We start from the raw sequence: 23,237 nt of genomic DNA, 5'->3' as shown, positions 1-23,237 counted from the left end.
TCTGTAGTGCAGCACCGAGGTCTGACAGACCCGGGCCGGCTGGGGAAGGGTTACGGCATACCCGCAGGTCGGACGGGATCACCGGCTGTGGCCGGTGCATCCCGCTCGGTGCGCAGCAGGGTGATGGCGGCCTCGAAGTCCTCGAGGGAGTCGAAGGCCTGGTAGACGGAGGCGAAGCGCAGGTAGGCGACCTCGTCGAGGCAGCGCAGCGGCTCGAGGATCGCCAGCCCCACCTCGTGGGCGTCGACCTCGGCCTGGCCCAGGGAGCGGATGGACTCCTCGACCTGCTGGGCCAGCACCTGCAGCTGCGCCTCGGTCACCGGCCGGCCCTGGCAGGCCTTGCGAGCGCCGGAGATGACCTTGTCGCGGCTGAACGGCTCGGTGGCGCCGGAGCGCTTGATCACCGACAGGGTGGCGCTCTCGACCGTGCCGAACCGGCGGCCGCACTCGGGGCACTGGCGGCGCCGCCGGATGACGGTGCCCTCCTCCTGGACGCGGCTGTCCACGACGCGGGAGTCGGTGTGCCTGCAGAACGGACAGTGCATCTTCGCCTCCTGTGTCGAGCGTGGCAGCGGGCGCCGGGCAGCGCACCGCGAGACACCCCCTTGCGGAGGCGCCCTGTGGGTGGTTGTGGGGACTTCCTGTGGATGACGTGTGGGTACACGCCGTCCTGCTGTGCACAAGATGTGGAGGAACCACATCCCTGTAACTACTAGATGTTGGGATCGTATGTCGATCGCTCTACTAGATGCAACACCCTGTCCACGCTGGTTGTGCCCGCGGGTGGCCCGAACCGCACAACCGCGCGGAACGCGGCGGAAAAGTCGTCGGCGTGTCGGGCGTGGCGGGCGTGTCTGCTCCGAGGATGCGGGTGGAGGTCACGTCAACCCAGGGTCGGTGTCGTCCGGCCGGTAGCGCGGACCGCCCATCATGCGGAGCATGACCACACCGAGCACCAGGAGGTAGGCGACGAGCAGGGCAGGGAACCACCACCCCGGTACCGTCCCACCCGGCTCGTGCGCGGCATACCCGATGATCAGGTCGCTCCCCACCATGAGCAGCAGCGAGACCGCCACGATGACCATGAGGTCCTCCCGCACGAGCCGCTCGAACCGGACCAGACGCCGTGGCCGCTCCAGCCACCACTCCTTGTGCGGGGTGTTGACGGCCTGGGGCCACACGATGACGAGGCGGGAGAGCCAGATCAGGGGGTAGAACAACAGCAGCGGGATCGCCGTGACGAAGAGCAGCGCGGAGGCCTTGCTCGACCAGCCGTCGGGGGTGCCCCCCGAGGACCAGTGGGTCGGCACCTGCTCGGGCAAGGTCAACGCCAGCCAGACGAGCGTCGCCAGCCACGCGACTGTGGCGAGGGCCAGCAGGAGCCGCGCCGGCCACCCCGCGGGCTCCCGGTCCAGCTGGCGGGCCTCCTGCGCGATCCGGCTGCGCCGCGCCTCGCGCTCCTGCCACGACTCCCCCGGCCCGCCGGTCATCCTGCTCCCTCCGCTCGCCTACGTTGGCCAGCGAACCTATCGCCCTACGCTGGCTCGATGACCACTCCCCCGCCCGGCCCCGTGCGTCTGGAGGCTGACGGCCTCGTGCTGCGTGCCTACGGTCCCGCAGACGTCCCCGACCTTGACGCCGCGTTCGCCGACGTCGAGATCGCCCGCTGGAGCCCCGCGCCGGCCGGTCCGGATCCCGCCGAGGCTTTCATCCGCTCTCGCAACGACTGGAGCGAGGGCGACCACGCGTCCTGGGCGATCGCCGACGCCGCCGACCGGCTCGTGGGCTCGGTGTCGGTCCACAGGATGGACCGGGTCCAGGGGGACGCGCAGATCGGTTACTGGGTGGCACCGTGGGCACGCAGGCAGGGGTATGCCGTGCGCGCGGTCCGGCTGGCCACCCGGTTCGCGGTGAGCGAGCTGGGGATGCACCGGCTGGCGCTCTACCACGCGGTCGCGAACCCGGGCTCGTGCGCGGTGGCGACGGCCGCCGGGTTCCGGCTCGAGGGCACGATGCGTGAGTCCTACCTCTATGCCGACGGTGTGCACCACGACGAGCACGTGCACGGGCTGTTGGCTCGAGACGTCCTGCCCGGGTAGCCCACCGTTGGACTACCCGGGTCAGGACTGATGCCTGTTCACCCGAGCCGGGCGCTCACCGACGTCGTCGTGGTGCACGCCGACCCCTCTGAGCAGCAGCCGTTCCACGGCTGACGCGGCAGTCGGCTACTCGCAGCCGATCCCGTCGCCGTCCCGGTCCAGGTGCTTGCCGTAGCCGGGTGTGCCGATGTACACGGGCGCGGCACCCGCGGCGCGGGCGGCGTCGCAGTTCTTGTAGTAGGGCACGGTGGGCGGGGGTTGAGGAGCAGGGGGTGCCGGGGCGGGAGGTGCAGGAGCAGGCGGTGCCGGCTGCGGCGCGACCGGCTGGGGCTGCGGCTGCGGCTGGGCGGCCTTGCGGTCTCGCTCGGCCTGCTCAGCGGCCTCACGGGCGGCTTCGGCCGCCGCCTTCTCCTCGGCGGCCTTCTTCTCCGCCTCTTCCTTGGCCTTCTTCTCGGCCTCTTCCTTCGCCTTCTCCTCGGCGGCCTTCTTCTCCGCCTCTTCCTTCGCCTTCTTCTCGGCTTCCTCCTTCGCCTTCTCCTCGGCGGCCTTCTTCTCCGCCTCCTCCTTGAGTCGCTCGACCTCCTCGCGTGCCGAGTCCCCCGCGTCCTGGGCACGCTGATGCAGGTCGGTGACCTTGAGCTGCAGGGCCTCCAGCTCGGGTCCGGTCAGACCGGCGGCGACCAGGGAGCCCGCCTCAGCGCCGGCGATCACGGCGATGAGGGAGTCCCCCTGCTCCGCCAGTTCCTCGGCGGTGCTGACGGCGTGCTCCGGGCTCTCCAGCCCCTCCAGGGCGACCACCAGTGCCGCATACCCCTCGACCTGGGCGGTGAGGGTGCACTCGGTGGAGGCGCTGAACAGGCCGACCCCGGCGGCCTTGGCCTCCTCGTACGCCGCGACCACCTCGGGGTAGAACTTGCGGTTGGGCTCGAAGATGACGGGCACGCCCATGCCGGCTCGCGCGATCTCGGCGTTGATGAGGGTGTCGCCCTCGTAGACGCCGGCCAGCTCGCGGTCGTACTGGTCAAGCCGCTCGACGTCGAACTCCAGACGCACCGCGTCGCCAGGCTCGAGGAGCTGCTCCAGGTATGCCGTTGCCTCCGCCCCCAGGCACTCCACCGGGGCGTTCGGGTCCTTGGTCTCGGGAGTGTCGATGTTGAGCAGGCGCACCCGGTGGGTGCTGCCGTCATAGCTGACGTCCACGGTGTCCCCGTCGATGACCTCGACGACCTGCGCCTTGTCCGGCCCGGGCGGACCGGACAGCACCGCGACCGCTGTACCCCCGCCGACGATGACCGCCCCTGCACTGACCAAACCTACGAGCACCGTCTTCATTGAGGGCATCTCGACCTACTTTCTGAGTGAGCAAACCGACGAAGTCTCGCATTCTGCGAGGGTCGTTGGGAAGTCGCGAGGAAAGCCGAGACCAAACGTGACCAGACCCGGCTACGACCCACCAGGTGGCCGTCGGTCTTTGCGGTTGCTTTACTCAGCGGCAAGGTGGCGCTGAGCGGTGTGTAGTGCCGGCTGCGCTGCGATCACCAGACAGTTGGCCCAGGTCGGCGCGCGGCGCGCGCACCTGTGACGGGTGGGACGAGAGTGGTGATTGGCTACAGCAGGGCTGCGGATTGCCAGCTTTTTGCCTGTGGAGGACTGACTGCGGAGTCCGATCTGCTGCAGACTGGCCTGATCGTTCCCGTCCGCGGAGGGGCCGCGGGCCGACTCCCCGAAGGGGGTAGAGCGTGCGCATCGTCGCCATCGCTGCCGCCGTTGGTTTCGTTCTGCTTGCCGGCTGTGACAACCAGACCGACCCCTCACCTCCACCGACCACGGAGGAGGCGCTCACCACGGCGACGACGGCGCCGACCACTCCTCCGGATGAGGTGGAGCTCACGACGGACGCTGCACCGACGACGGTGGAGCCGACGACCACCGAGCCAGTTGCCGGCGACGGGCCACCGGAGATGCCGGCGGAGGCGAGGGAGCAGACCCAGGGAGGCGCTGAGGCGTTTGTTCGCCAGTGGGTCGTGTACTTAGACCACGTATACGCAGGCGGAGAACCGGCTACCGTGCTTGAACTTTCTGGTCCTGACTGCCAGTCCTGCTCAGCCCTCGTCGATGGGGTTCCCGACAACCCGGAGGGGGAGCGCACCTTCGAGGTTCTCACTGCGAGCGGCGAACTTATCGGAGATGAACTTGCGCGTGTCGAGACTGACCTAGAAGTGCTCAGAGGGAGCGGACAGGGCGAAGGAGTACTGGTGTTCGACCTGTCGTTCGAGTCTGGCGAATGGATAGTCGAATCGATCAGAGTTCAGGAACAACCGTGAAAGCCGAATCCATCGCCTTGGCCTTCATCCTCTCGATTTGGTCGACGGGCGGCCAAGGGTCCACCACCGACCCGCCCGGTACAGATCCTCCGGACGATGACCCGTGGACCAGGATTGATGATGGCATCGACACTGGCTACACCCAGAAGCAAGTAGCGGCACTCGCCGAAGAGTGGCCCAGTGGGTCAAATCCTGAGAGTCCCGACTCCTGGTACGAGTATGTCGCCGTCATCGACTGCATCCCGCCGAACTCACCCGAGAACCCCCGGCTCGAGATCTGCACGTGGGCGGTGACGTTCTGCGAGGAACGGGTGCCTGACTCATTCGGCCCGCGCTCGGTGATCTACCGGCGGACTGCTTACGACGACGGGACCACCAGCGACTGGGTGGAGACGTCGCCGACCTGCTTCACGAGTTCTGTCCCGCCGCGCTCCGGTGAACCGGCCGAAGAACTCACCGAAGCGATGATCCTGGAGCAGTTCCACCGCACGGACTTCGCGCTGCCCGAGATGGTCATCCAGCCGCCGGATGGCCAGACGTTGGTGAACCTGCCGGTGTACTTCGAGCTCAGCTGGCCGGAGGCAGGATTCGAACCCGGCGAGGTCGACACCACCACCATCGTCGGGCACGAGGTGCGGATCCGTCCGACGCTCGTCGGCGTCACCTATGTCACCGGCGACGGGGCCGCCATCGGCCCGACCACCAGCCTGGGCGGGCCCTACCCGACCAGAGACATCACCCACGAGTACCTCCAGGCCGCGCAGGTGACGCCATACATCTCCGTCGAGTACGGCGGCGAGGTCAGCGTCGACGGCGGGGCGTGGAGCACCATCCCCGGCAGCGCCACCGTCGAGGGTCCGGCCAGCCCGCTGCAGGTGCTCACCTCTCAGAACCGGCTGTACTCGAACTGACTCACGCCACCCACCCGACCGGGCGGGCGGACCAGACGCACGAAGAGTAAGGGGCCCGGCATACCCGATGCCTCCCGCACGTTGCCGACGACATGCCCACGTCTTCTCGCCGCGTCCCCCTGTCCGTCCTCGAACTCGTCCCCCGCTCCCAGGGGATGTCCCCGACCGAGGCCATCGAGGAGTCGGTGAAGCTGGCGCGGGAAGCCGACGAGCTGGGCTACCAGCGCCTGTGGGTCGCCGAGCACCACGGCAGCGAGGCGTTCATGGCCTCGGCCACCTCCCTGCTGCTCGGGCACCTCGCCGACCGCACCAGCCGGATCCGGCTCGGCTCCGGCGGGGTCATGCTGCCCAACCACTCTCCCCTCATGGTGGCCGAGTACTACGGCACCCTGGCCACCATCCACGGCGACCGGTTCGACCTCGGCCTCGGCCGTGCGCCCGGCACCGACCCGATGACCGCGGCCGCGCTGGCCCGGTCCAGCGGCCACCTGCCGGACTTCGCCTCCGAGGTGGCGCAGCTGCAGAAGTACCTCGGCGACCCGCCGACGCTGACCGGCGGCCGCGGCCAGGTCCGCGCGATCCCCGGCGAGGGCACTCACGTGCCGCTGTGGATGCTCGGCTCCTCCACCGGCGGAGCGCAGGTGGCGGCCGCTCTCGGGCTGCCGTTCTCCTTCGCCTCGCACTTCGCGCCCGACCAGCTCCGCGAGGCGCTGATGGTCTATCGCGACCGCTTCCGCGCCGACGCCGACACCGCCCAGGTGGACCGGCCCACGACGATGGCCGGCGTGAACGTGCTGGTCGCCCCCACGCAGGAGGAGGCCGACTACCTCTTCACGACGGCGCAGCTGATGGCCATCCGCATCCGCTCCGGTCAGCCCGCACCGCTCGACCCGCCGGTGGAGAGCCTGGCTGCCGTCGTGCCCGCCCAGCTGCTGCCCCTGGCCGAGGCGCACCAGGCGGTCCGGATGGTCGGCACGCCGGACCGCATCGTGACCCAGCTGGAGGAGTTCGCCGCCCAGCACGAGCTGGACGAACTCATCGTCACCACCTACACCTACGACCCCGAGCTGCGCCGCCGGTCCTACCGGCTGCTCGCCGAGGCGTGGGGCATGACCGGCTGAGGAGTTGGTCGCAGGACTGCACCGGTCCGCGAGGAGGAGCATGATGGCGCCATGAGCGCCGACGCCGACCGCCGCATCACTCCCCTCCAGTTCCAGCGGGGCGACCGCAGCGGGGACTGGCGCGTGCTCGGGGGCGGCGCGAGCACCTGGTATGCCGCGCCCTCCCACTCCGCCGGGGCGGCTCTGGTCCGGCGCGTGCTTGAGGTCGCTCGCGGCGGCCCTCCCGGAGAGGGCAAGTTAACCGACGAAGACGCGCCATCTGGCGGAGCCCAGCCGCCGGTCGACCTGGACATCCGCGCCGGCGGCGTCCGGGTGCGGATCCCCCTGACGCCTGAGGACGGTGGCTTCCGGCCCGCACATCTCGAGCTGGCCGAGACGGTCTCCTCGGCGGCGGCCGAGCTCGGTCTGCGTGCCGACCCGGCCGCCGTGCGGGACGTCCAGCTGGCCTTCGACGTGCTCGACCAGGAGTCGGTCAGCGGTTTCTGGGAGACCGCCCTGGGCTACGCCCGCGCCGGGGAGGAGGACCTCCTGGACCCCCTTCGGCGCCACCCCCCGATCTGGTTCCAGGACATGGACGCACCACGCCCGCTGCGCAACCGCGTCCACCTGGACGTCGTCACGCCTGAAACAGTCGCCAGCACCGCGGTCGACTCCCTGGAGGAGCGGCGAGGACACGCGGTCCGGCACGGCTACTACGCCACCGTCGCCGACAGCGAGGGCAACGAGGTCGACGTGCTGCCGCTCGAGGTCGGCGCCGACCGGTGGCAGAGCGAACGGACCGAGGACTGGCGTCTCGTCTTCGCCGCGATGGCCTGCTACCCCGTGCCGGACCCGTTGCAGACGGCCGCGCTGGCGACCAGGGTGGCCGAGCTGGCCGACGAGGCCGGTCTGCCCGTGGCGATCGACCTGCGCCCCGGTCTCGTCGTCGTCGACACCGGCAAGGACCGATGGGAGACGGACGAGGGGTATGAGGCGCTGGCCGCCCAGGTGCAGCAGGCCGCCCGGCACCTTCGCCTCGCCGCCGACGTGACCCTTCCTCGGTTCATCCAGGTGGGCATCGATGGGGTCGATATCCCGGCCCTCCGTCGGTTCTGGTGCGCGGCCCTGGGGTACGAGCCGGACCCCCGCCCGCACGTGACCGACATCGTCGACCCGCGACAGCTCAACACCGTGTTCTTCTTCCAGGACCTCGACGCCTCCGACGAAGCACGTCTGGCGCAGCGCAACCGGATCCACGTCGACGTCTTCGTCCCGCACGACCAGGCGGAGGCCCGTATTGCGGCCGCACTCGCAGCGGGCGGCCGTGTGGTCCGGGACGCTGACGCACCGGACGGTGTCACGCTGGCCGACCCGGAGGGCAACGAGGTGGACATCGCCGTCGTCGTGGGTCGCGAGGAGCGCTGGGAGGCAGCCCAGCAGGCGTGAGTCGTCAGATCACCGTGAACTGCCCGGCGGCTATTCTCGGCGCGTGCCGTCCCCCGCGCCCCCGTCCAAGCCTGCGTCCGAGTCCGAGGCGCTCCCGAAGACGTCCGCGCCCATCACGCTCCTGCCGGCAGCGGGAGTCTCGGTCTCGGCGTTCCTGCTCTTCGGGTTGCAGGTCGGCTGGCCGGGCCATGCCGTGCTCGTGGCGAGCCTGCTCACGGCATACCTGCTGGACAGGGCGCTGGCCAAGGACTTGCTGCTGATCGGCGTCGGCATCACGATCGTCTCGACCACCTCGGTCGAGGCGGACATCAACTGGGACCGGTTCTTCATCGTCGGCTTCGTGCTCGCGATGGCGGTCATCGTGCCCGTCGCGATCGACCGGCTGGTCTACCGGCGCAAGGCGATCCGGTTCCCGTGGTTCACCGGCCGGCGGTGGAACCGGTTCCAGTGGTCCTACATCGTGGCCGTGCCGCTGCTGGGCTACCTGATCCTGCCCTTCTACTTCATCAACTCCGGGGCCTACCAGAACTGGCCGGCGATCACTACCGCGAGCGAGTACGGCCGCTTCTTCGTCGGCGTCAACGCCGTCGGGCTGTGGGACGAGCTGTTCTTCATCTGCATCTGCTTCGCGCTGTTCCGTCGCCACTTCCCGCTCTGGCAGGCCAATCTCCTCCAGGCGACAATCTTCGTGTCGTTCCTGTGGGAGCTGGGCTACCAGTCGTGGGGGCCGCTGCTGACGGTCCCCTTCGCGCTGCTGCAGGGGTACATCTTCTCGCGGACCAAGTCGCTGACCTACGTCGTGGTCATCCACCTGCTCTTCGACGCCATCGTCTTCCTGGCGATCGTGCACGCCCACGACCCCAGCTTCTTCCCGTTCTTCCTCTACTGACAGAACACGTGAAAAGGCCCGACAGAACACGTGGGAAGGCGCGACAGAACACGGCATAAGGCGCGACAGAGCACGTGAGAAGGGCCGAGAAAACACGGGAAGGGAGTTGGTCGGCGGGCCGGTCGCAGTCCGGCCCGCCGCACTAGGTGTATGCCGCGACAGCTGGGATTGTTGCAACGCCGCGGCCAACGAGGTCAGGTTCGCGCCACGAACAGCCAGCCTCGGCCCGGGGCGTAGGGAAGCTCGCGGACCTCCACCGCTGAGAAGCCGGCTTGCTCGAGCGAAGACTGCAGGGCCTCCTCATCCCGGAAGCGCAGGGTGCTCGTGGAGTCCACCCGCTCCCCGTCGGAGTGGAAGATCGTGGGCGACTCGAAGGTCACCAGCTCCCCGTCCACCGCGGTGACCTGCGCCCAGTCCTCGACCGGCCCCTCGCCCTCGACCTCCACCACCTGATGGGTCAGTTCCTTGGTCCAGCGTTCCCAGGCCCGGTCAGCAGGGTCCCTGGCCTCGAAGGCCAGGTGTCCGCCGGGACGCAGGCAGGTGCGGACCGCCCGCAGGGTGTCCGCCCAGTCAGCATCGTCGGTGAACACCTGGGCGACGTTGGCCGTCATCGTGGCCAGGTCGTAGCGCTTCCGACGGCTGGGGTCTGCGGCCACCTCCGGAGCGGTGCCGACCACCCATTCGACCCGGTCCGCTCCCGGTTTTCTCCGGGCCACGTCGACCGAGGCCTCCGCCGGATCGACTCCCAGGACGTCCACGCCCGAGTCGGCAAGACGGCAGGCCAGCGTGCCGGTGCCGCAGCCGACGTCCAGCACGGAGGCGGCACCGAACTCGTGCACGAGGTCGACATAGGTGTCGAGGTCGCTGCGGTCAGGGTCGAGCGGGTCGTACACCCGGGCAAGCCTGGGGTGCGAGAAGGCGGCGTCAGACACGGTCCCGAGGGTAGCCGCACACGCCCGCGCGTCGGCGTGTCCTGTCGGGCCTTTCGCCGTGTTCTGTGGGGCCTTTCGCCGTGTTCTGTGGGGCCTTTCGCCGTGTTCTGTGGGGCCTTTTGCCGTGTCCTGTCCGGGGTGGGGTGGGGTGGCTCAGCCCTCCAGCGCCAGAACCAGCGGCAGGACGCCGGGGGCGCCGGCGAGGCGCAGCTCGCGGGCCGCCACGGTCAGCGTCCAGCGGGAGTCGGCCAGGTCGTCGACCAGCAGGACGGGGCCGGACGTGCGCGACTGGACCTCGCGCAGAGCCTGCGCCAGCTCGGGTCCGACGCCGAGCCGGCCCCAGACGTTGGCCAGCCGGAAGGCGCTGTTGCCGCCCGGCTCCCCGACCGGACCACCGTGGACGAGGTCGAGCGTGCCCAGCAGCGGCAGCCGCCCGATCTGGCTGATGTGCTGGGCCAAGGAGCCAACCAGTGCCGGGCGCCGCCGGGAGGGCATCGCCACCACGCCCACGGGCCGCTCGGCCCAGCCCCACCCGCGCAGCACCTCGACGACGGCACGCGTGAGGTCCTCGGGCACCGGCTGACCCGGCACCAGGACGGGCCCCAGCTCGGGGTCCTCCGGCACCTCGGGGTCAGGCCGGGATGTCCCCTCGGCCAGCACGGTGCGCAGCCGCTGGCCCCAGCCCAGGTCGGACAGCCGCGCCAGCGCCCGGCCCCCTGTCGCCTGCTCCTCGGCGGGGATGCGGCCCTTGACGTCCACGCCGAGGCGCGGCATACCGGTCGGCCACTGCCCGCGCGGCTCCACCGGCACGCCCACCGCACCGAGCCGGTCCCGAGCAGCGCCGACCGCACCCTCCGGGATCTCGGTGGGGAACCACGTCCCGGCACAGCGGTCGCACCGACCGCACGGCGCTGCCGACGAGTCGTCGAGGCACTCCTGCAGGAAGGCCATCCTGCAGCCGTCGGTCGCCTGGTAGGACAGCATGAACTCGGCCTCACGGACGCGGGCGTCGGCGACGCGGGTGTAGCGCTCCTTGTCGTAGACCCAGGGCTGCCCGGTGGAGGTCCAGCCGCCCTGCACCTTCTCCACGGCGCCATCGACGTCGAGGACCTTGAGCAGCAGCTCCAGCCGGGTGCGGCGCACGTCGACGATCGTCTCCAGCACCGGCGTCGACAACGGCCGGCCCGCCTCGCCCAGCGCCGCGAGCACGGCGTCGGCCTGGTCCTGCCGCGGCATCGACACCGTCGCGAAGTAGTTCCAGATGTCCCGGTCCTCCGAGCCCGGCAGCAGCAGCACGTCGGCGCGCTCCGTGGCGCGGCCGGCACGACCGACCTGCTGGTAGTAGGCCACCGGCGAGCTGGGGGCGCCGAGGTGCACCACGAACCCCAGGTCCGGCTTGTCGAAGCCCATCCCCAGCGCGCTGGTCGCCACCAGCGCCTTGACCTCGTTGTCCCGCAGCGCGGCCTCCAAGCGCTCACGCTCCTCGGTGTCGGTCCGGCCGGTGTAGGCGGCGACCCGGTGCCCGGCCGCCCGCAGGGCCTCGGCCACGTCCTGCGCCGCCGACACGGTCAGGGCGTAGACGATCCCGCTGCCCGGCAGCGTCTCCAGATGCGCCAGCAGCCACCCCAGCCGCTGCTCCGGCGTGAGCCGCGGCAGCACGCCCAGTCGCAGCGACGCCCGGGCCAGCGGCCCCCGGATCGTACGGACCTCGGCACCGCCGGCGCCCAGCTGCTCCACGACGTCCTCGACCACGCGCTCGTTGGCGGTCGCCGTCGTCGCGAGGACGGGCGTCCCGTCGGGCAGACCCTCCAGCAGCGTCCGGATCCGCCGGTAGTCGGGGCGGAAGTCGTGCCCCCAGTCGCTGATGCAGTGGGCCTCGTCGACGACCAGCAGGCCGCAGCGCGCCGCCAGGTCGGGCAGCTGCTCCTCCCGGAACCGGGGGTTGTTCAGCCGCTCGGGGCTCACCAGCAGCACGTCCACCTCGTCGGCGGCCAGCGCCTGACGCACCTGGTCCCACTCGGTGGCGTTGGCGGAGTTCATCGTCACGGCCCGCACCCCGGCCCGCGCCGCCGCCGCGATCTGGTCACGCATCAGGGCCAGCAGCGGCGAGACGATCACCGTCGGGCCCGCGCCCTGCGCCCGACGCAGGGTCGTCGCCACGAAGTAGACCGCCGACTTACCCCACCCCGTCCGCTGCACGACCAGCACCCGGGCCCGCTGCTCCACCAGCGCCTGCACCGCCTCCAGCTGCCCGTCCCGGAAGCCCGCATCCTCCCGGCCCACGAGCCGCCGCAGGGCCGCGAGCGCCGCCCCGCCCAGCCCGCTGCCGTCGTCGAGGGTCCGGTCCGCGCTCTGCTCCGTCTGCTGCATACCCCGACGGTAGCCGCCGCACCTGACACCACCGGCCCGTCGTCCACACGCCGGACAGCCTCACCGTTCCGCTCCCCTGGTGGGGACGGCCCCGAGGCTAGGGTTGGCCGGGTGAACTGGGACACGGTGGACGCGGCGCTCTTCGACCTCGACGGGGTGCTGACCCCGACAGCAGAGGTCCACATGCGCGCCTGGGAGGTGATGTTCTCGCGCTTCCTGGACAGCCTGGAGGAGGAGCACGCCCCGTACACGGACGAGGACTACTTCGCCCACGTCGACGGTCGACCGCGCTACGAGGGGGTCGCGGCCTTCCTCGAGTCGCGCGGGATCGAGCTGCCGCACGGCGACCCCTCCGACGCACCGGGTGAGCAGACCGTGTGCGGGCTCGGCAACCGTAAGAACGACGTCTTCCGGGAGATCCTGGACAGCGAGGGCATCGAGGTCTACCCCGGTTCCCTGCAGCTGCTGGACCACCTGCGCACCCTCGGCACCGCCGTCGCGGTGGTCTCCTCCTCCCGCAACGCCCACGAGGTCCTGCGCACCGCCGGCCTCTCGCCGCGCTTCCGCGTCGTCGTGGACGGCACCCTCGCCGCGCAGGAGGGGGTCCCGGGCAAGCCGCGGCCAGACACCTTCGTGTATGCCGCCCAGCAGCTGGGCGTCGACCCCGCCCGGGCGGTGGTCCTCGAGGATGCCGTGTCCGGCGTGCAGGCCGGCGCGGCCGGCGGCTTCGCCGCCGTGGTCGGCGTCGACCGGGGGGTGGGCGAGCAGGCGCTGCTCGACGCCGGGGCCACCTTCGTGGTGGGCGACCTGGCGGAGCTGGTCCGGTGAGCGACCAGATGAGCACGGCCTGCAACCACCGGCCCCCGCCGCCGGTCGACCCGATGGACCGCAGCCGCTTCCCCGTCGACCCCTGGCGGCTGGTGGAGACGGCCTACGACCCGGAGGACCTCGGGCTGACCGAGACCCTCTTCTCCGTCGCCAACGGCTACCTGGGCCTGCGCGGCAACGTCGAGGAGGGCCGCGACACCTTCGCGCACGGCACCTACGTCAACGGCTTCCACGAGACCTGGCCGATCCAGCACGCGGAGGAGGCGTACGGCCTGGCCCGCGTCGGGCAGACGATCGTCAACGTCCCGGACCCCAAGACGATCAAGCTCTACGTCGACGACGAGCCGCTGCTGCTGTCCACCGCCGACCTGGAGCACTACGAGCGCTCCCTCGACTTCCGGGACGGCATGCTGCGCCGCGAGGTGATCTGGCGGACCAGCGCCGGCAAGCGGGTGCGGATCTCCAGCAGCCGGATGGTCAGCGTCGTCCAGCGACACCTGGCCGTGATGACCTTCGAGGTGGAGATGCTGGACGGCGAGGCCCCGCTGGTCATCTCCAGCCAGGTGCTCAACCGGCAGGACGGCTTCGACGAGTACCACGTGCGCTCCGCCGCCATGGGCGCCGGCGTCGACCCGCGCCAGGCCGAGGGGCTGGACCACCGCGTGCTCGACCCCAAGCTGCACGAGCTGCGCGACGACCGGCTGCTGGTGGGCTACCGCTGCCACAACTCCCGGATGACGCTGGCGCTGGCCGTGCAGCACCAGCTGGAGACCGACAATCCCTTCACCCAGCGGGCCTCGGTGACGCAGGACCAGGCCAAGGAGGTCTACCGGATCGACGCGCGGCGGCACCAGCCGGTCCGGCTGACCAAGATCGTCTCCGTGCACACCTCCCGGGGCGTGCCCGCCCGCGAGCTCGCCGACCGGTGCATGCGCACCCTGGACCGGGCCCAGACGGAGGGCGTGGACGCGGTGCACGCCGAGCACGCCGAGACCTGGGACCGGTTCTGGCAGGAGTCTGACGTCCTGGTCGAGGGACAGGGCCTGGGGCACGTGCAGCAGGCGGTGCGCTGGAACCTCTTCCAGCTGGGCCAGGCCTCCATCCGGGCCGGCTCGCACGGCATACCGGCCAAGGGCCTGACCGGCAGCGGCTACGGCGGGCACTACTTCTGGGACACCGAGTGCTACGTCCTGCCGTTCCTCATCCACACCCACCCGCAGGCGGCCCGCAACGCCCTGCGCTTCCGGCACGGCATGCTCGACCAGGCCCGCAAGCGCGCCTCGGAGCTGTCGCAGTACGGTGCGCTCTACCCCTGGCGCACCATCAACGGCGAGGAGGCCTCGGCCTACTTCGCCGCCGGGACGGCGCAGTACCACATCAACGCCGACGTGGCCTACGCGCTGATGAAGTACGCCCGCGCCACCGGCGACCGGGAGTTCCTGCGCAACGACGGCGTCGACATCCTCGTCGAGACCGCCCGGCTGTGGGTGGACCTGGGCTTCTGGCAGCCCAACGGCGACGAGAGCTTCCACATCCACGCGGTCACCGGCCCGGACGAGTACACCACCGTCGTCAACGACAACCTCTTCACCAACGTCATGGCGCAGCTCAACCTCCGGGCCGCCGTGGAGGCCGTCCGCGAGCTGGAGACGGCCGACACGAACGGCCTGGCCCGGGCGGTGGCCCGGCTGCGGTTGGGCCAGTGGGAGGTGGACGACTGGGAGCAGGCCGCCGACGGCATGCACATCCCCTACGACGAGCGGCTCAGGGTGCACCCGCAGGACTCCCACTTCCTGGAGCGCGAGGTCTGGGACCTGGACGCCACCCCCGACGAGCGGCGTCCGCTCCTGCTGCACTACCACCCGCTGGTGATCTACCGCTTCCAGGTGCTCAAGCAGGCCGACGTCGTCCTGGCGCTCTACCTCGCCGGCGACCAGTTCACCGCCGAGGAGAAGCTGGCCGACTTCGACTACTACGACCCCATCACCAGCGGCGACTCCAGCCTCTCCGCGGTCGTGCAGTCGATCGTCGCCGCAGAGGTCGGCTACCAGGACCTGGCCCTGCGCTACTTCTACGGCTCGCTCTTCGTCGACCTGACCGACCGGCACGGCAACACCGCCGACGGGGTGCACGTCGCCTCCACCGGAGGGGTATGGAGTGCACTGGTCGGCGGGTTCGGCGGCATGCGCGACCACGGGGGTGACCTCACCTTCGACCCGCGCCTGCCCTTGGAGTGGGACTGCCTCACCTGGCGGATGCGCTGGCACGGCTGCCGGCTGCGGGTCTCGCTCGAGCGCGACGCGCTCTCGCTCGCGGTCGAGGTCGGCGGACCCGTCACCGTGCACGTCCGCGGCGAGCAGGTGCAGGTCGGCGCCGAAGAGGTCCGGGTCCCGCTGGCTGGCCAGGGGCCGCGCCGCGACGGCGGCCCGGACACCGGCAACCGGGGGCAGAGCATCCCCACCGACCGTGAGCAGACGCGCCGGGTCTCCTCCTCGCCCGTCTCGCCGGGGGTCGTCCCCCACAGCTGGCCGGTCGGGGCACCGGACCCCACCGGACCCGTCCCCGTCCAGCGGCACCCGCGCGACCTCTGACCGGACGCCCCGGCGGTCCGTCTTGGCGCGGCGGGGCCGGTGTGGTCGGATATCAGGCATGACTGATCCGACCGCCTTGCCGTTCCAGGACGCCGACCGACCCGGCACCGCGCCGGAGGACTCGATCTACGAGGGGCAGCGTCCCGAGGTCCGCGGCTCCGGCGAGACGGGGGGTGACGCCGGCGAGGACGCCACCGACGGTCGACCTCTGTCTGCGGCGGGCAGTGACCTGCCGCAGTCGCAGACCGACCGGCTCGCGGCGCAGGTGACCGGGCCGGACGACCAGGTGGGAATGACGGCGCTCTGGCGGCTGACGATGTCGCTGGACCACTGGTGGTTCATCGCCGTGGGCGAGGAGGGCCTGGAGTCACCGGCCGCAGCCACGATCGAGGACCAGCTCATGGTGCTCACCTTCACTGCGGCGGAGCGCGCACGGGACTTCGCCGTCAAGAACGGCATGATCGGGCCGGAGGAGGACCTCCGCGCGATCGCACTCCCGCCACGCGAGGTCGTCGAGTCGGCCGAGACCTACCGTGAGGCAGGGATCGGTGGCCTGATGTTCGACCCCCACATCGCCGGCTACTTCATCCCCACCGGACAGCTGCCCGTGGTGTGGGACGCCGTCTACTCCACGGCCGAGGGCGTTGACCCCGTCGGTGGCCAGGCCGGCGATGAGTCGGCGGGCGACGCGGGCGGGACGGCGCCACACCGCGAGGGCTGACCCCGGGCGGCGCTGGAAAGAGCGTCGAGCCGGACAGGGTTGACCTCGTCGATGCGGCTGACCTCGTCAGCGGCCGGGGATCACCAGCTCCTGGCCGGCGGCGATCGAGGTCGTGCTGAGCTTGTTGGCCCGCTGGATGTCGGTGACCGCCTGGCTCAGCGGCACCCCGGGGAGCTGCTGCGAGGCGATCTGCGACAGCGTCATCCCGGGCTGGACGACGACCGAGCTGCTCGCGCCGGCCGGGCCGATCACCCCCATGAGGGACAGCAGCACGAGAGCGACGACGAGCGTCGCGGTGCTGGTCAGCGCCAGCCGGCCTCGGCGGGTGATGCGCAGGGGCGCGGCGGCGGCGCGGCGTGCGGCAGCGGCGCGGCTCACGGCGGGTGCGGCGACGGTCCAGGCAGAGGCGGGAGCGGCGGTCTCTCCGGCGGCTGCGTCACTGCCGCGGGCGCTGGTCGGCACCAGCTGCAGGTGCGCGGGGCGCGGACGCGCTGCGCGGCGGCCCGACCGGCCCGGCGCGAGCCCCAGCGGGAGAGCCGCGGTGGTCTCGAGGGTGGCAGTGCTCATGGTGATCACCTTCCTGTTCCTCTGGTCCCTCGGACGCGTGTCCGATGGAACTTTGTCCTATGTCTAGCACAGCCGTCCGAGGATGTCGACACGCGGACCGAACAGATGTTTGTCATCCGGTCCTGGCGCGCGTACCCTAGTGGCATGTCAGGAACTGAATCACCCGCCACTGACAGACCCTCTGACCTGGGCTTTCGTCCCGGGCCCTGACCCGCAGAGGAAGTGGCGACAGAACGAGGGGATGGAGACCCATGGCCACGATCCACGAGATGCCCGACCGCGATGGTGGGGCCAAGCTGACCAACCGGCAGCAGCGCGTCCTCGACGTCATCCGCGACTCGGTGGACGCCCGCGGCTACCCACCGAGCCTGCGCGAGATCGGTGAGGCCGTCGGGCTGACCTCACCGAGTTCGGTCGCGCACCAGCTGAAGATGCTCGAACGCAAGGGCTACCTGCGCCGCGACCCCCACCGCCCCCGCGCCATCGAGGTTGTCAACCCCACCACCGAGGGCCAGGGCTACCGGCGCGGCGACACCGACGGTGGACGCGTCCCGACGGCCGAGGTCGACGAGACCGGCATCGGCGACGCGCGCCCCCGCCCCTCCTACGTGCCGCTCGTCGGTCGCATCGCCGCCGGCGGTCCGATCCTGGCCGAGGAGGCCGTCGAGGACGTCTTCCCCCTCCCCCGCCAGCTTGTCGGCGACGGCGAGCTCTTCCTGCTCAACGTGGTCGGCGACTCGATGATCGACGCCGCGATCTGCGAGGGCGACTGGGTCGTCGTACGCCGCCAGCCGACGGCCGTCAACGGTGACATCGTGGCCGCACTGCTCGACAACGAGGCGACGGTCAAGACCTACCGCCACCGCGACGGCAAGACCTGGCTGATGCCGCACAACCCTGCCTACGAGCCGATCGACGGCGACCACGCCACGATCCTCGGCAAGGTCACCGCGGTCCTGCGTCGGGTCTGAGCCCGACCTCTCAACCCCGCGCGCCCCCCAGACCGCGGCGCCGCCTTCGACCTCCATCCCCTCCGGAGGCGGCGCCGCACCATACCCGCGGCACACCCCTGCCTTTCCTGCATACCCCTGCACCGAGCGCGGCGGACCCCGACCCGGTGGGGCCGGCTCAGGCCGAGGGTGCCGGGCCCTCGTCGACGGCGTAGTAGTCGTACAGCTGCTCCTCCTCGTCCTCGGTCAGGTGCTCGTCCGCCGGGATCTCCGGCGCGTCCTTGATCATCGCGACCGGGTAGGGGACGCGGATCTGCGTGCCGACGACCTCGGCATTGGCCAGGGGGCAGAAGACCCGGCGCCCGGCGAACCACCCGGTGCGCACCGAGACCCACGCCGGGTCCCCCGTGGCGTTGTCCAGGTAGACCCGGTCCAGGGGGCCGACCTTCTCGCCGGCCTGGTCGACGACCTCGGCGTCGTAGAGGGCGTTGAGCTGGGCCTGGGTGATCACTGATCCTCCTGGGGGTCGGGCGGCCGCGCCGCGTCGCTGCCAGTCTGCCCCACGGGGACGCCAGGAGGGGCACGACCGGTCGGTCGTGCCCCTCCTGGGCGAAACTCAGGCTGCCCGAGGCGGCCTCAGGACGCTGTGGGCGGTCAGACCCCGCCGGCGCGGCCGTCGCGGTCGGTGCCGCCCAGGCCGTCGCGGGTGGTGCCACCCTCGCGCTCCACGTCGACTTCCTCGCGCGAGACGTCGGTGACGACCTGCTGCTCGTCCGTGACGGTCTCCTTGTCGAGGCCGACACGCTCGGTCGCGACCACGTCCTTCTCGATGACGGGACGCTCCTCGTGCAGCGTCACCTCTGCCGTCTCGTCGTGCAGCCCGCCGTCGGTGTCCACCTCACCCGGGGCGACGGGCTCGCGGACGATCTCGACCTCCTCGCGCTGGACGGGGACGGTGACGTTCTCCTGCTCGGTGACGACGTGCTTGCGAAGGCGTACCCGGCCGGTCTCGACCTGCTGGGTGCCGACGGCGACGCGCTCCTCGTGCAGGGTCATCGAGCCGTCGTCGGTGGTGCCGGTGTCGCGGTGCAGGTCGGCGTCTCCCGTACCCATGCCGGCGGTACCCGCCGTGCCGGTCACGCCCGTGCCGACGTCGCCGCTGGTCGTGTGGCCCTCGGCGTGGACGCCCTGGTGACCCATGACGTCACCGACCGCTGCGTCCCGGTCACCCGTTCCTCCGGTCCCGGTGCCCATTCCGGCCGTGGTTCCGGTGGTCGTCCCGGTGCCCGTTCCGGTGGTGGTGCCGGCGAAGTCGTCGCCGTACCGGCTGACGTTGATCCCGGCGCCTTCGTAGTAGCGGAAGAGCGCGTCCTGGTCCTCCGCGGAGAGGTGGGCGTCGGCATCCACGTTGGGAGCGTCCTTGATGACGTCCTTGGTGGGAACGACGCGCACGGTGCCCTCCGTCAGGTCGGCGCCGTCCAGCGGCACCAGGCTCTCGTTGGTGCCGAACCAGCCGGTCTTGACGCTGATCCAGCTCGGCTCGCCGGTGTGGTCGTCCAGGTACACCTGGCCGACGCCGCCCAACTTCTCACCATCCTGGGTGACTACCTGGGCCGAGTAGAGTTCGTTGATCTGCTCCTGGCTGACGTTCATGTGTCGCCTCCTTCGAGTCAGTTCGTGCCCTGGCCGTTCGGCCGGGGCTTACTTATGACTCCATCACCGACAGCCCGTCAATGCATCTTGGAGCGGCACCTGCACCCGTAGAGGTGGCCCCCTAGCTCGTGCCTGGCCCCGGTGCCGCGACGGCGGGCTACGGACCCCGCGTGACGTCCTCCACGAGCCTGGGCAGCACGTCGTCGAGCAGCGCGTCCAGGTGCACGGTCGTCTCCGCGTCGGCCCGGGTCTGGCCACGGGTCACGACCAGCACGGGTATGCCGTCCCGGCGTGCTCTGCGCACGAACCGGTACCCGCTCATCACCCGCAGCGAGGAGCCCAGTACGAGCAGGCTGCGGGCACCGCCCAGCAGCTCGAACGCCCTCTCCACCGTCGACCGCGGCACCGACCCGCCGAAGAAGACGACGTCCGGCTTGAGCCGGTCACCATGACAGACGAGGCACCGCGGGGTGCGGAAACCTGTCACGAGGTCTTCGGGCAGTGCGACGTCCCCGTCGGGCCGGACCTGTCCCGGCTCGCTGGCCTGCCGCAGAAAGCCGGGGTTGGCGTCGATCAGCCACGCGTGCACCTGCTCCCGGGTCGTGACCTCCTCGCAGTCCAGGCAGACCACGCGCGCGAGGGACCCGTGGAGCTCGAGCACCCTGCGCGCCCCCGCCTCCTGGTGCAGGCCGTCCACGTTCTGGGTGAGGACATGGTCGACGATCCCGGCGCGCTCGAGGACCGCGACGGCCCGGTGAGCAGCGTTCGGACTCGCCGCCGCGAACCGCTCCCAGCCGACGAACGCCCTGGCCCAGTAGCGCTGCCGCCCGACGGCGGACCCGACGAACTCGCTGTGCTGCATCGGCTGCACCCGCCGCCGGCCGTCCGGCCCGCGGTAGTCAGGGATCCCGGAGGCGGTCGACATCCCGGCTCCGGTGAGCGCCAGCACGCCCCCCCGTCCCACCAGCTCGCGCAGGACGGCATACCCGTGCTCGTCGACGGCCGTCCGCGGCGGCAGGGTCAGCTCGAGCGGTCGGGGTCCGTCCAGGACCGGCGGCTGCACCTCTGCGGGGTCGGTCAGGGGGTCGAGCGGGTGGCCCAGGATGCGTTGACGCAGCAGCCGGGGCGCCACCTGCTCCTCCGTCATCGTCCGCTCCCGCCATGCATCCTGTCCCGACACCGGCAGCGTAACCGCGTGAGCGGCAGAACCACCGGGTGGATCACCCGCCGTTATGCTGGCGGACATGTTTGACGTTGCGGGACTGCGGGTCATGCGGGCGATCGCCGAGCAGGGCTCGTTCACGGCCGCAGCGAACTCCCTGGGCTACACCCAGCCGGCGATCTCCCAGATGGTCCGCCGTCTGGAGCAGCGGACCGGCACGGCGCTGGTGGAGCGCAGCGGGCGAACCGTGCGGCTGACGGAGGCGGGGTCGCTCCTGGCCGACCGCGCGACCGACATCCTGGACCGCATCGAGAAGGCGCAGGCGGAGGTGTCGGCGATCGCCGGGCTGCAGGCCGGGCGGGTGCGGCTGATGGCCTTCCCCTCCTCGTCCGCCACGCTCGTCCCCCGGGCGCTGGCTGGTCTCCGGGCGAGCCACCCCGCCGTCACCGTGCAGTTCAGCGAGGCCGAGCCGCCGGAGTCGCTCGCGGCGCTGCGCAGCGGCGACGTCGACCTGGCGGTGGCCTTCTCCTACGAGGGCAACGACCCGGGTCGCGGCGTGGACGACCTCAGCGGGCTCGACGTCTTCGACGTCCTCACCGACCCGGTGATGCTGGTCCTGCCCAAGGACCACGAGCTGGCGGCCCAGGACGCCGTCGAGCTCGCCGACCTGGAGGCCGAGCAGTGGATCGCCGGCTGCCCGCGCTGCCGCGGGCACCTGCTGACGCTGGCGCACAAGGCGGGGTTCGACCCCGAGGTGGCCTTCGAGACCGAGGACTACGTCGCGGTCCTCGGGCTGGTCGCCGCCGGGCTGGGCGTCGCCCTCGTCCCGCACCTCATCCTCACCACCGTGTCCCACCCCGACGTCGTCGTCCGTCCCGTCGTCCCGCCCTCGCGCCGCGTCGTGCAGGTGATCACCACCCCGGATTTGCGCCGGGTCCCCGCCGTCGCCGCCGCTCTCGAGGCACTCAGCAGCAGCGCGGCCGAGCTGCGCGCCAACGCCTGCGACCACCAGGCGTGCGAGGAGACCGAGGAGGGTCAGGCCTCCTGACGCAGGACGACCCGCCACCTCACCCGCCGTCCCGGCGGTGCACGACCAGCCGTCCGTCGTCGTCCCGTGCCACGGCGATGTCGCCGTGCAGGTCGGTGCGCAGCACCACGGCACCGGTGGACTGCAGCAACGAGAGCAGGCTCGGCGCGGGATGCCCGAAGGTGTTGTCCGCACCCACCCCGATCAGCGCCACCTCCGCCGTCGCCCCGTGGATCAGCCGCTCGTCCTGGGCCGCCGACCCGTGGTGCGCCACCTTGAGCACGTCGTAGTCACGGCCGCGCACCCACTCGCGCACCGGTCGCATACCCTCTGGCTCCAGGTCTCCGGTGAGCAGCACCCGCGTGCCGTCGACGACCACGTCGAGGACGAGGCTGCCGTTGTTGGCGGCCGAGCCCCCGACCACCGGTCGCGGCCCCGGAGCGACGACCTCGACGGCCGCGCCACCCACCTGCACCCGGTCACCGGCACCGGCGACGTGCACCGGCACGCCCTCGTCGGCCAGCCGGGCCAGGGTCCGCTCGGCGACGTCCGCGGGCTCGGCCACCGGGGAGACGTAGGCCGTGCCGACACGGACCTGTCCCAGGACCCCGGTCAGGCCGCCGACGTGGTCGGCGTGGAAGTGGCTCAGCACCAGCAGGTCCACGTCGCGCACGCCCAGGTCGCGCAGGCACCGCGACACCGCCGGAGGGTCCGGACCCGTGTCGACCACGAGCGCCCGCGCCGGGGCGGTGGCCACCACGAAGGCGTCGCCCTGCCCGACGTCGCAGCCCACGACCACCCATCCCGGCGGTGGCCATCCGCTCAGCGCCGACGACGGCCACAGCCAGGCAGCCCCGGCGGCGACCAGGGCACCGGCCCACCACGGACGGCGACGCGCCTGGTGCCACCACCAGCGCCCGGTCAACAGCGCCAGGGCGGTCACCGCCGTGAGCAGCCAGGCACCCGCGTGGCCGTCCCACCAGTCGATCGTGCCGTACGGCAGCTCGGCGCCCACCCGGGCGATGCGGGCGATCATCCACGCCGGGAGCGCCGCCAGCCACGCCACGGCCGTCGAGAGCGGCACCCAGAGCGGCGCCAGGCAGGCCGCCAGCACCCCGAGCACGGTCGTGGGCGCGACGAGCGGCGCGGCGAGCAGGTTGGCCAGCACCGCGTGGGTGGTGATGTGACCCTGGAGCAGGACGATGACCGGGGCGCAGATCAGCTGGGCGGACAGGGGGATGGCGGTCGCCATCGCGAGCAGGTGCAGCCGGGGCGGCAGGTGGCGGGCCAGGGCCAGACCCCAGGGCCGCGCCCACAGCACCAGGCCGAGGGTGGCCAGGGTCGACAGGGCGAAACCGTAGGAACGCGCCAGCCACGGGTCGAGGCAGAGCAGCCCGATCACCGCGGCACCCAGGGCGGGCAGGCTGGCCCGACGTCTCCCGGAGGTCAGCGCCAGCAGGCCCACGCTGCCCATCACACCGGCCCGCAGGACCGAGGGCTCAGGGCGGCACAGCAGGATGAAGCCGACGAGGCTGATCAGCACCAGCGGCGTCCGCCACCGCCGCGGTGCCCCCGCCCGCGCGAGGAGCACGGCCACGGCGCCGCAGACAAGACTGACGTTGCTGCCGAGCAAGGTCCGCCAGGAGGGTGTCAGTGGCCACTAGTAC

The 23,237-nt window shown here is 71.5% G+C and carries 21 protein-coding genes; 11 read left to right on the top strand and 10 right to left on the bottom strand.

What is annotated here, in order from left to right:
* Positions 1 to 50 precede the first annotated feature (50 nt).
* The gene (nrdR, locus tag ESZ52_RS05680) at positions 51 to 545 is read right to left on the bottom strand and encodes a transcriptional regulator NrdR (protein ID WP_131104083.1); all 495 of its coding nucleotides are present in this window, start codon (positions 543 to 545) and stop codon (positions 51 to 53) included.
* A gap of 333 nt (positions 546 to 878) precedes the next feature.
* Entirely contained in the window at positions 879 to 1,490 is a 612-nt protein-coding gene (locus ESZ52_RS05675) for a DUF1648 domain-containing protein (protein ID WP_131104082.1), read from the bottom strand.
* 57 nt (positions 1,491 to 1,547) lie between these two features.
* On the opposite strand from ESZ52_RS05675, the gene ESZ52_RS05670 reads away from it, so the two are divergent.
* The gene (locus tag ESZ52_RS05670; protein WP_131104081.1) at positions 1,548 to 2,099 is read left to right on the top strand and encodes a GNAT family N-acetyltransferase; all 552 of its coding nucleotides are present in this window, start codon (positions 1,548 to 1,550) and stop codon (positions 2,097 to 2,099) included.
* 126 nt (positions 2,100 to 2,225) lie between these two features.
* Here ESZ52_RS05670 and ESZ52_RS05665 read toward each other — a convergent pair whose 3' ends face one another.
* Complete coding sequence (locus ESZ52_RS05665) at positions 2,226 to 3,431, bottom strand: thermonuclease family protein (protein ID WP_181010103.1); 1,206 nt, start codon at positions 3,429 to 3,431, stop codon at positions 2,226 to 2,228.
* A gap of 407 nt (positions 3,432 to 3,838) precedes the next feature.
* Here ESZ52_RS05665 and ESZ52_RS05660 point away from each other — a divergent pair, with 407 nt between their 5' ends.
* From ESZ52_RS05660 to ESZ52_RS05640, 5 genes are all read left to right on the top strand, one after another.
* Complete coding sequence (locus ESZ52_RS05660; protein ID WP_131104079.1) at positions 3,839 to 4,423, top strand: DUF6318 family protein; 585 nt, start codon at positions 3,839 to 3,841, stop codon at positions 4,421 to 4,423.
* Positions 4,420 to 5,334 (top strand): hypothetical protein, encoded by a 915-nt coding sequence (locus ESZ52_RS05655; RefSeq protein WP_131104078.1) that lies wholly within the window; start codon positions 4,420 to 4,422, stop codon positions 5,332 to 5,334. Before ESZ52_RS05660 ends, ESZ52_RS05655 begins: the two co-directional genes overlap by 4 nt.
* 92 nt (positions 5,335 to 5,426) lie before the next feature.
* Positions 5,427 to 6,455: an LLM class flavin-dependent oxidoreductase gene (locus ESZ52_RS05650; protein WP_131104077.1), complete on the top strand. Its 1,029-nt coding sequence runs from the start codon at positions 5,427 to 5,429 to the stop codon at positions 6,453 to 6,455.
* 51 nt (positions 6,456 to 6,506) lie between these two features.
* Entirely contained in the window at positions 6,507 to 7,880 is a 1,374-nt protein-coding gene (locus tag ESZ52_RS05645) for a VOC family protein (RefSeq protein ID WP_131104076.1), read from the top strand.
* A gap of 43 nt (positions 7,881 to 7,923) precedes the next feature.
* Positions 7,924 to 8,769: a CPBP family intramembrane glutamic endopeptidase gene (locus tag ESZ52_RS05640; RefSeq protein WP_238154717.1), complete on the top strand. Its 846-nt coding sequence runs from the start codon at positions 7,924 to 7,926 to the stop codon at positions 8,767 to 8,769.
* Between the two features lie 194 nt (positions 8,770 to 8,963).
* On the opposite strand, the gene ESZ52_RS05635 is transcribed toward ESZ52_RS05640, so the two are convergent.
* Positions 8,964 to 9,701, bottom strand: a complete 738-nt coding sequence (locus ESZ52_RS05635; RefSeq protein WP_131104075.1) for a class I SAM-dependent methyltransferase — start codon at positions 9,699 to 9,701, stop codon at positions 8,964 to 8,966.
* Positions 9,702 to 9,854: 153 nt separating this feature from the next.
* Positions 9,855 to 12,071: a RecQ family ATP-dependent DNA helicase gene (locus ESZ52_RS05630; RefSeq protein ID WP_131104074.1), complete on the bottom strand. Its 2,217-nt coding sequence runs from the start codon at positions 12,069 to 12,071 to the stop codon at positions 9,855 to 9,857.
* A 111-nt stretch (positions 12,072 to 12,182) separates the two neighbouring features.
* Here ESZ52_RS05630 and ESZ52_RS05625 point away from each other — a divergent pair, with 111 nt between their 5' ends.
* Genes ESZ52_RS05625 through ESZ52_RS05615 form a run of 3 tightly spaced genes read left to right on the top strand, consistent with a single transcriptional unit; the run spans position 12,183 to position 16,211 of the window.
* A complete protein-coding gene (locus ESZ52_RS05625) occupies positions 12,183 to 12,899 on the top strand; it encodes an HAD family hydrolase (protein ID WP_131104073.1) in 717 nt (238 codons plus the stop codon).
* Positions 12,900 to 12,907: 8 nt separating this feature from the next.
* The gene (locus ESZ52_RS05620) at positions 12,908 to 15,490 is read left to right on the top strand and encodes a glycoside hydrolase family 65 protein (protein ID WP_131106448.1); all 2,583 of its coding nucleotides are present in this window, start codon (positions 12,908 to 12,910) and stop codon (positions 15,488 to 15,490) included.
* Positions 15,491 to 15,548: 58 nt separating this feature from the next.
* Complete coding sequence (locus ESZ52_RS05615) at positions 15,549 to 16,211, top strand: hypothetical protein (RefSeq protein ID WP_131104072.1); 663 nt, start codon at positions 15,549 to 15,551, stop codon at positions 16,209 to 16,211.
* A gap of 66 nt (positions 16,212 to 16,277) precedes the next feature.
* Here ESZ52_RS05615 and ESZ52_RS05610 read toward each other — a convergent pair whose 3' ends face one another.
* The gene (locus ESZ52_RS05610) at positions 16,278 to 16,778 is read right to left on the bottom strand and encodes a LysM peptidoglycan-binding domain-containing protein (RefSeq protein ID WP_131104071.1); all 501 of its coding nucleotides are present in this window, start codon (positions 16,776 to 16,778) and stop codon (positions 16,278 to 16,280) included.
* A gap of 251 nt (positions 16,779 to 17,029) precedes the next feature.
* Here ESZ52_RS05610 and lexA point away from each other — a divergent pair, with 251 nt between their 5' ends.
* Positions 17,030 to 17,749, top strand: coding sequence for a transcriptional repressor LexA (lexA, locus tag ESZ52_RS05605; protein WP_131104070.1), 720 nt, complete (start codon positions 17,030 to 17,032; stop codon positions 17,747 to 17,749).
* Between the two features lie 157 nt (positions 17,750 to 17,906).
* On the opposite strand, the gene ESZ52_RS05600 is transcribed toward lexA, so the two are convergent.
* From ESZ52_RS05600 to ESZ52_RS05590, 3 genes are all read right to left on the bottom strand, one after another.
* Positions 17,907 to 18,239 (bottom strand): PRC-barrel domain-containing protein, encoded by a 333-nt coding sequence (locus tag ESZ52_RS05600; protein WP_131104069.1) that lies wholly within the window; start codon positions 18,237 to 18,239, stop codon positions 17,907 to 17,909.
* Positions 18,240 to 18,382: 143 nt separating this feature from the next.
* Positions 18,383 to 19,381, bottom strand: a complete 999-nt coding sequence (locus ESZ52_RS05595) for a DUF2382 domain-containing protein (RefSeq protein WP_131104068.1) — start codon at positions 19,379 to 19,381, stop codon at positions 18,383 to 18,385.
* 157 nt (positions 19,382 to 19,538) lie between these two features.
* Positions 19,539 to 20,528, bottom strand: coding sequence for a Sir2 family NAD-dependent protein deacetylase (locus tag ESZ52_RS05590; protein ID WP_131104067.1), 990 nt, complete (start codon positions 20,526 to 20,528; stop codon positions 19,539 to 19,541).
* Between the two features lie 97 nt (positions 20,529 to 20,625).
* Between ESZ52_RS05590 and ESZ52_RS05585 the strand changes: the two genes are divergently transcribed.
* A complete protein-coding gene (locus tag ESZ52_RS05585) occupies positions 20,626 to 21,591 on the top strand; it encodes a LysR family transcriptional regulator (protein ID WP_131104066.1) in 966 nt (321 codons plus the stop codon).
* A gap of 19 nt (positions 21,592 to 21,610) precedes the next feature.
* Here the strand turns inward: ESZ52_RS05585 and ESZ52_RS05580 are convergent, their stop codons facing one another.
* Positions 21,611 to 23,203: a ComEC/Rec2 family competence protein gene (locus ESZ52_RS05580; protein ID WP_181010102.1), complete on the bottom strand. Its 1,593-nt coding sequence runs from the start codon at positions 23,201 to 23,203 to the stop codon at positions 21,611 to 21,613.
* Positions 23,204 to 23,237: the final 34 nt, after the last annotated feature.

Source organism: Ornithinimicrobium sufpigmenti (assembly GCF_004322775.1).
GTDB classification, from domain to species: domain Bacteria; phylum Actinomycetota; class Actinomycetes; order Actinomycetales; family Dermatophilaceae; genus Ornithinicoccus; species Ornithinicoccus sufpigmenti.
Note: the sequence above shows the minus strand (reverse complement) of the source record. Positions and strands in the feature narration are given on the sequence as shown.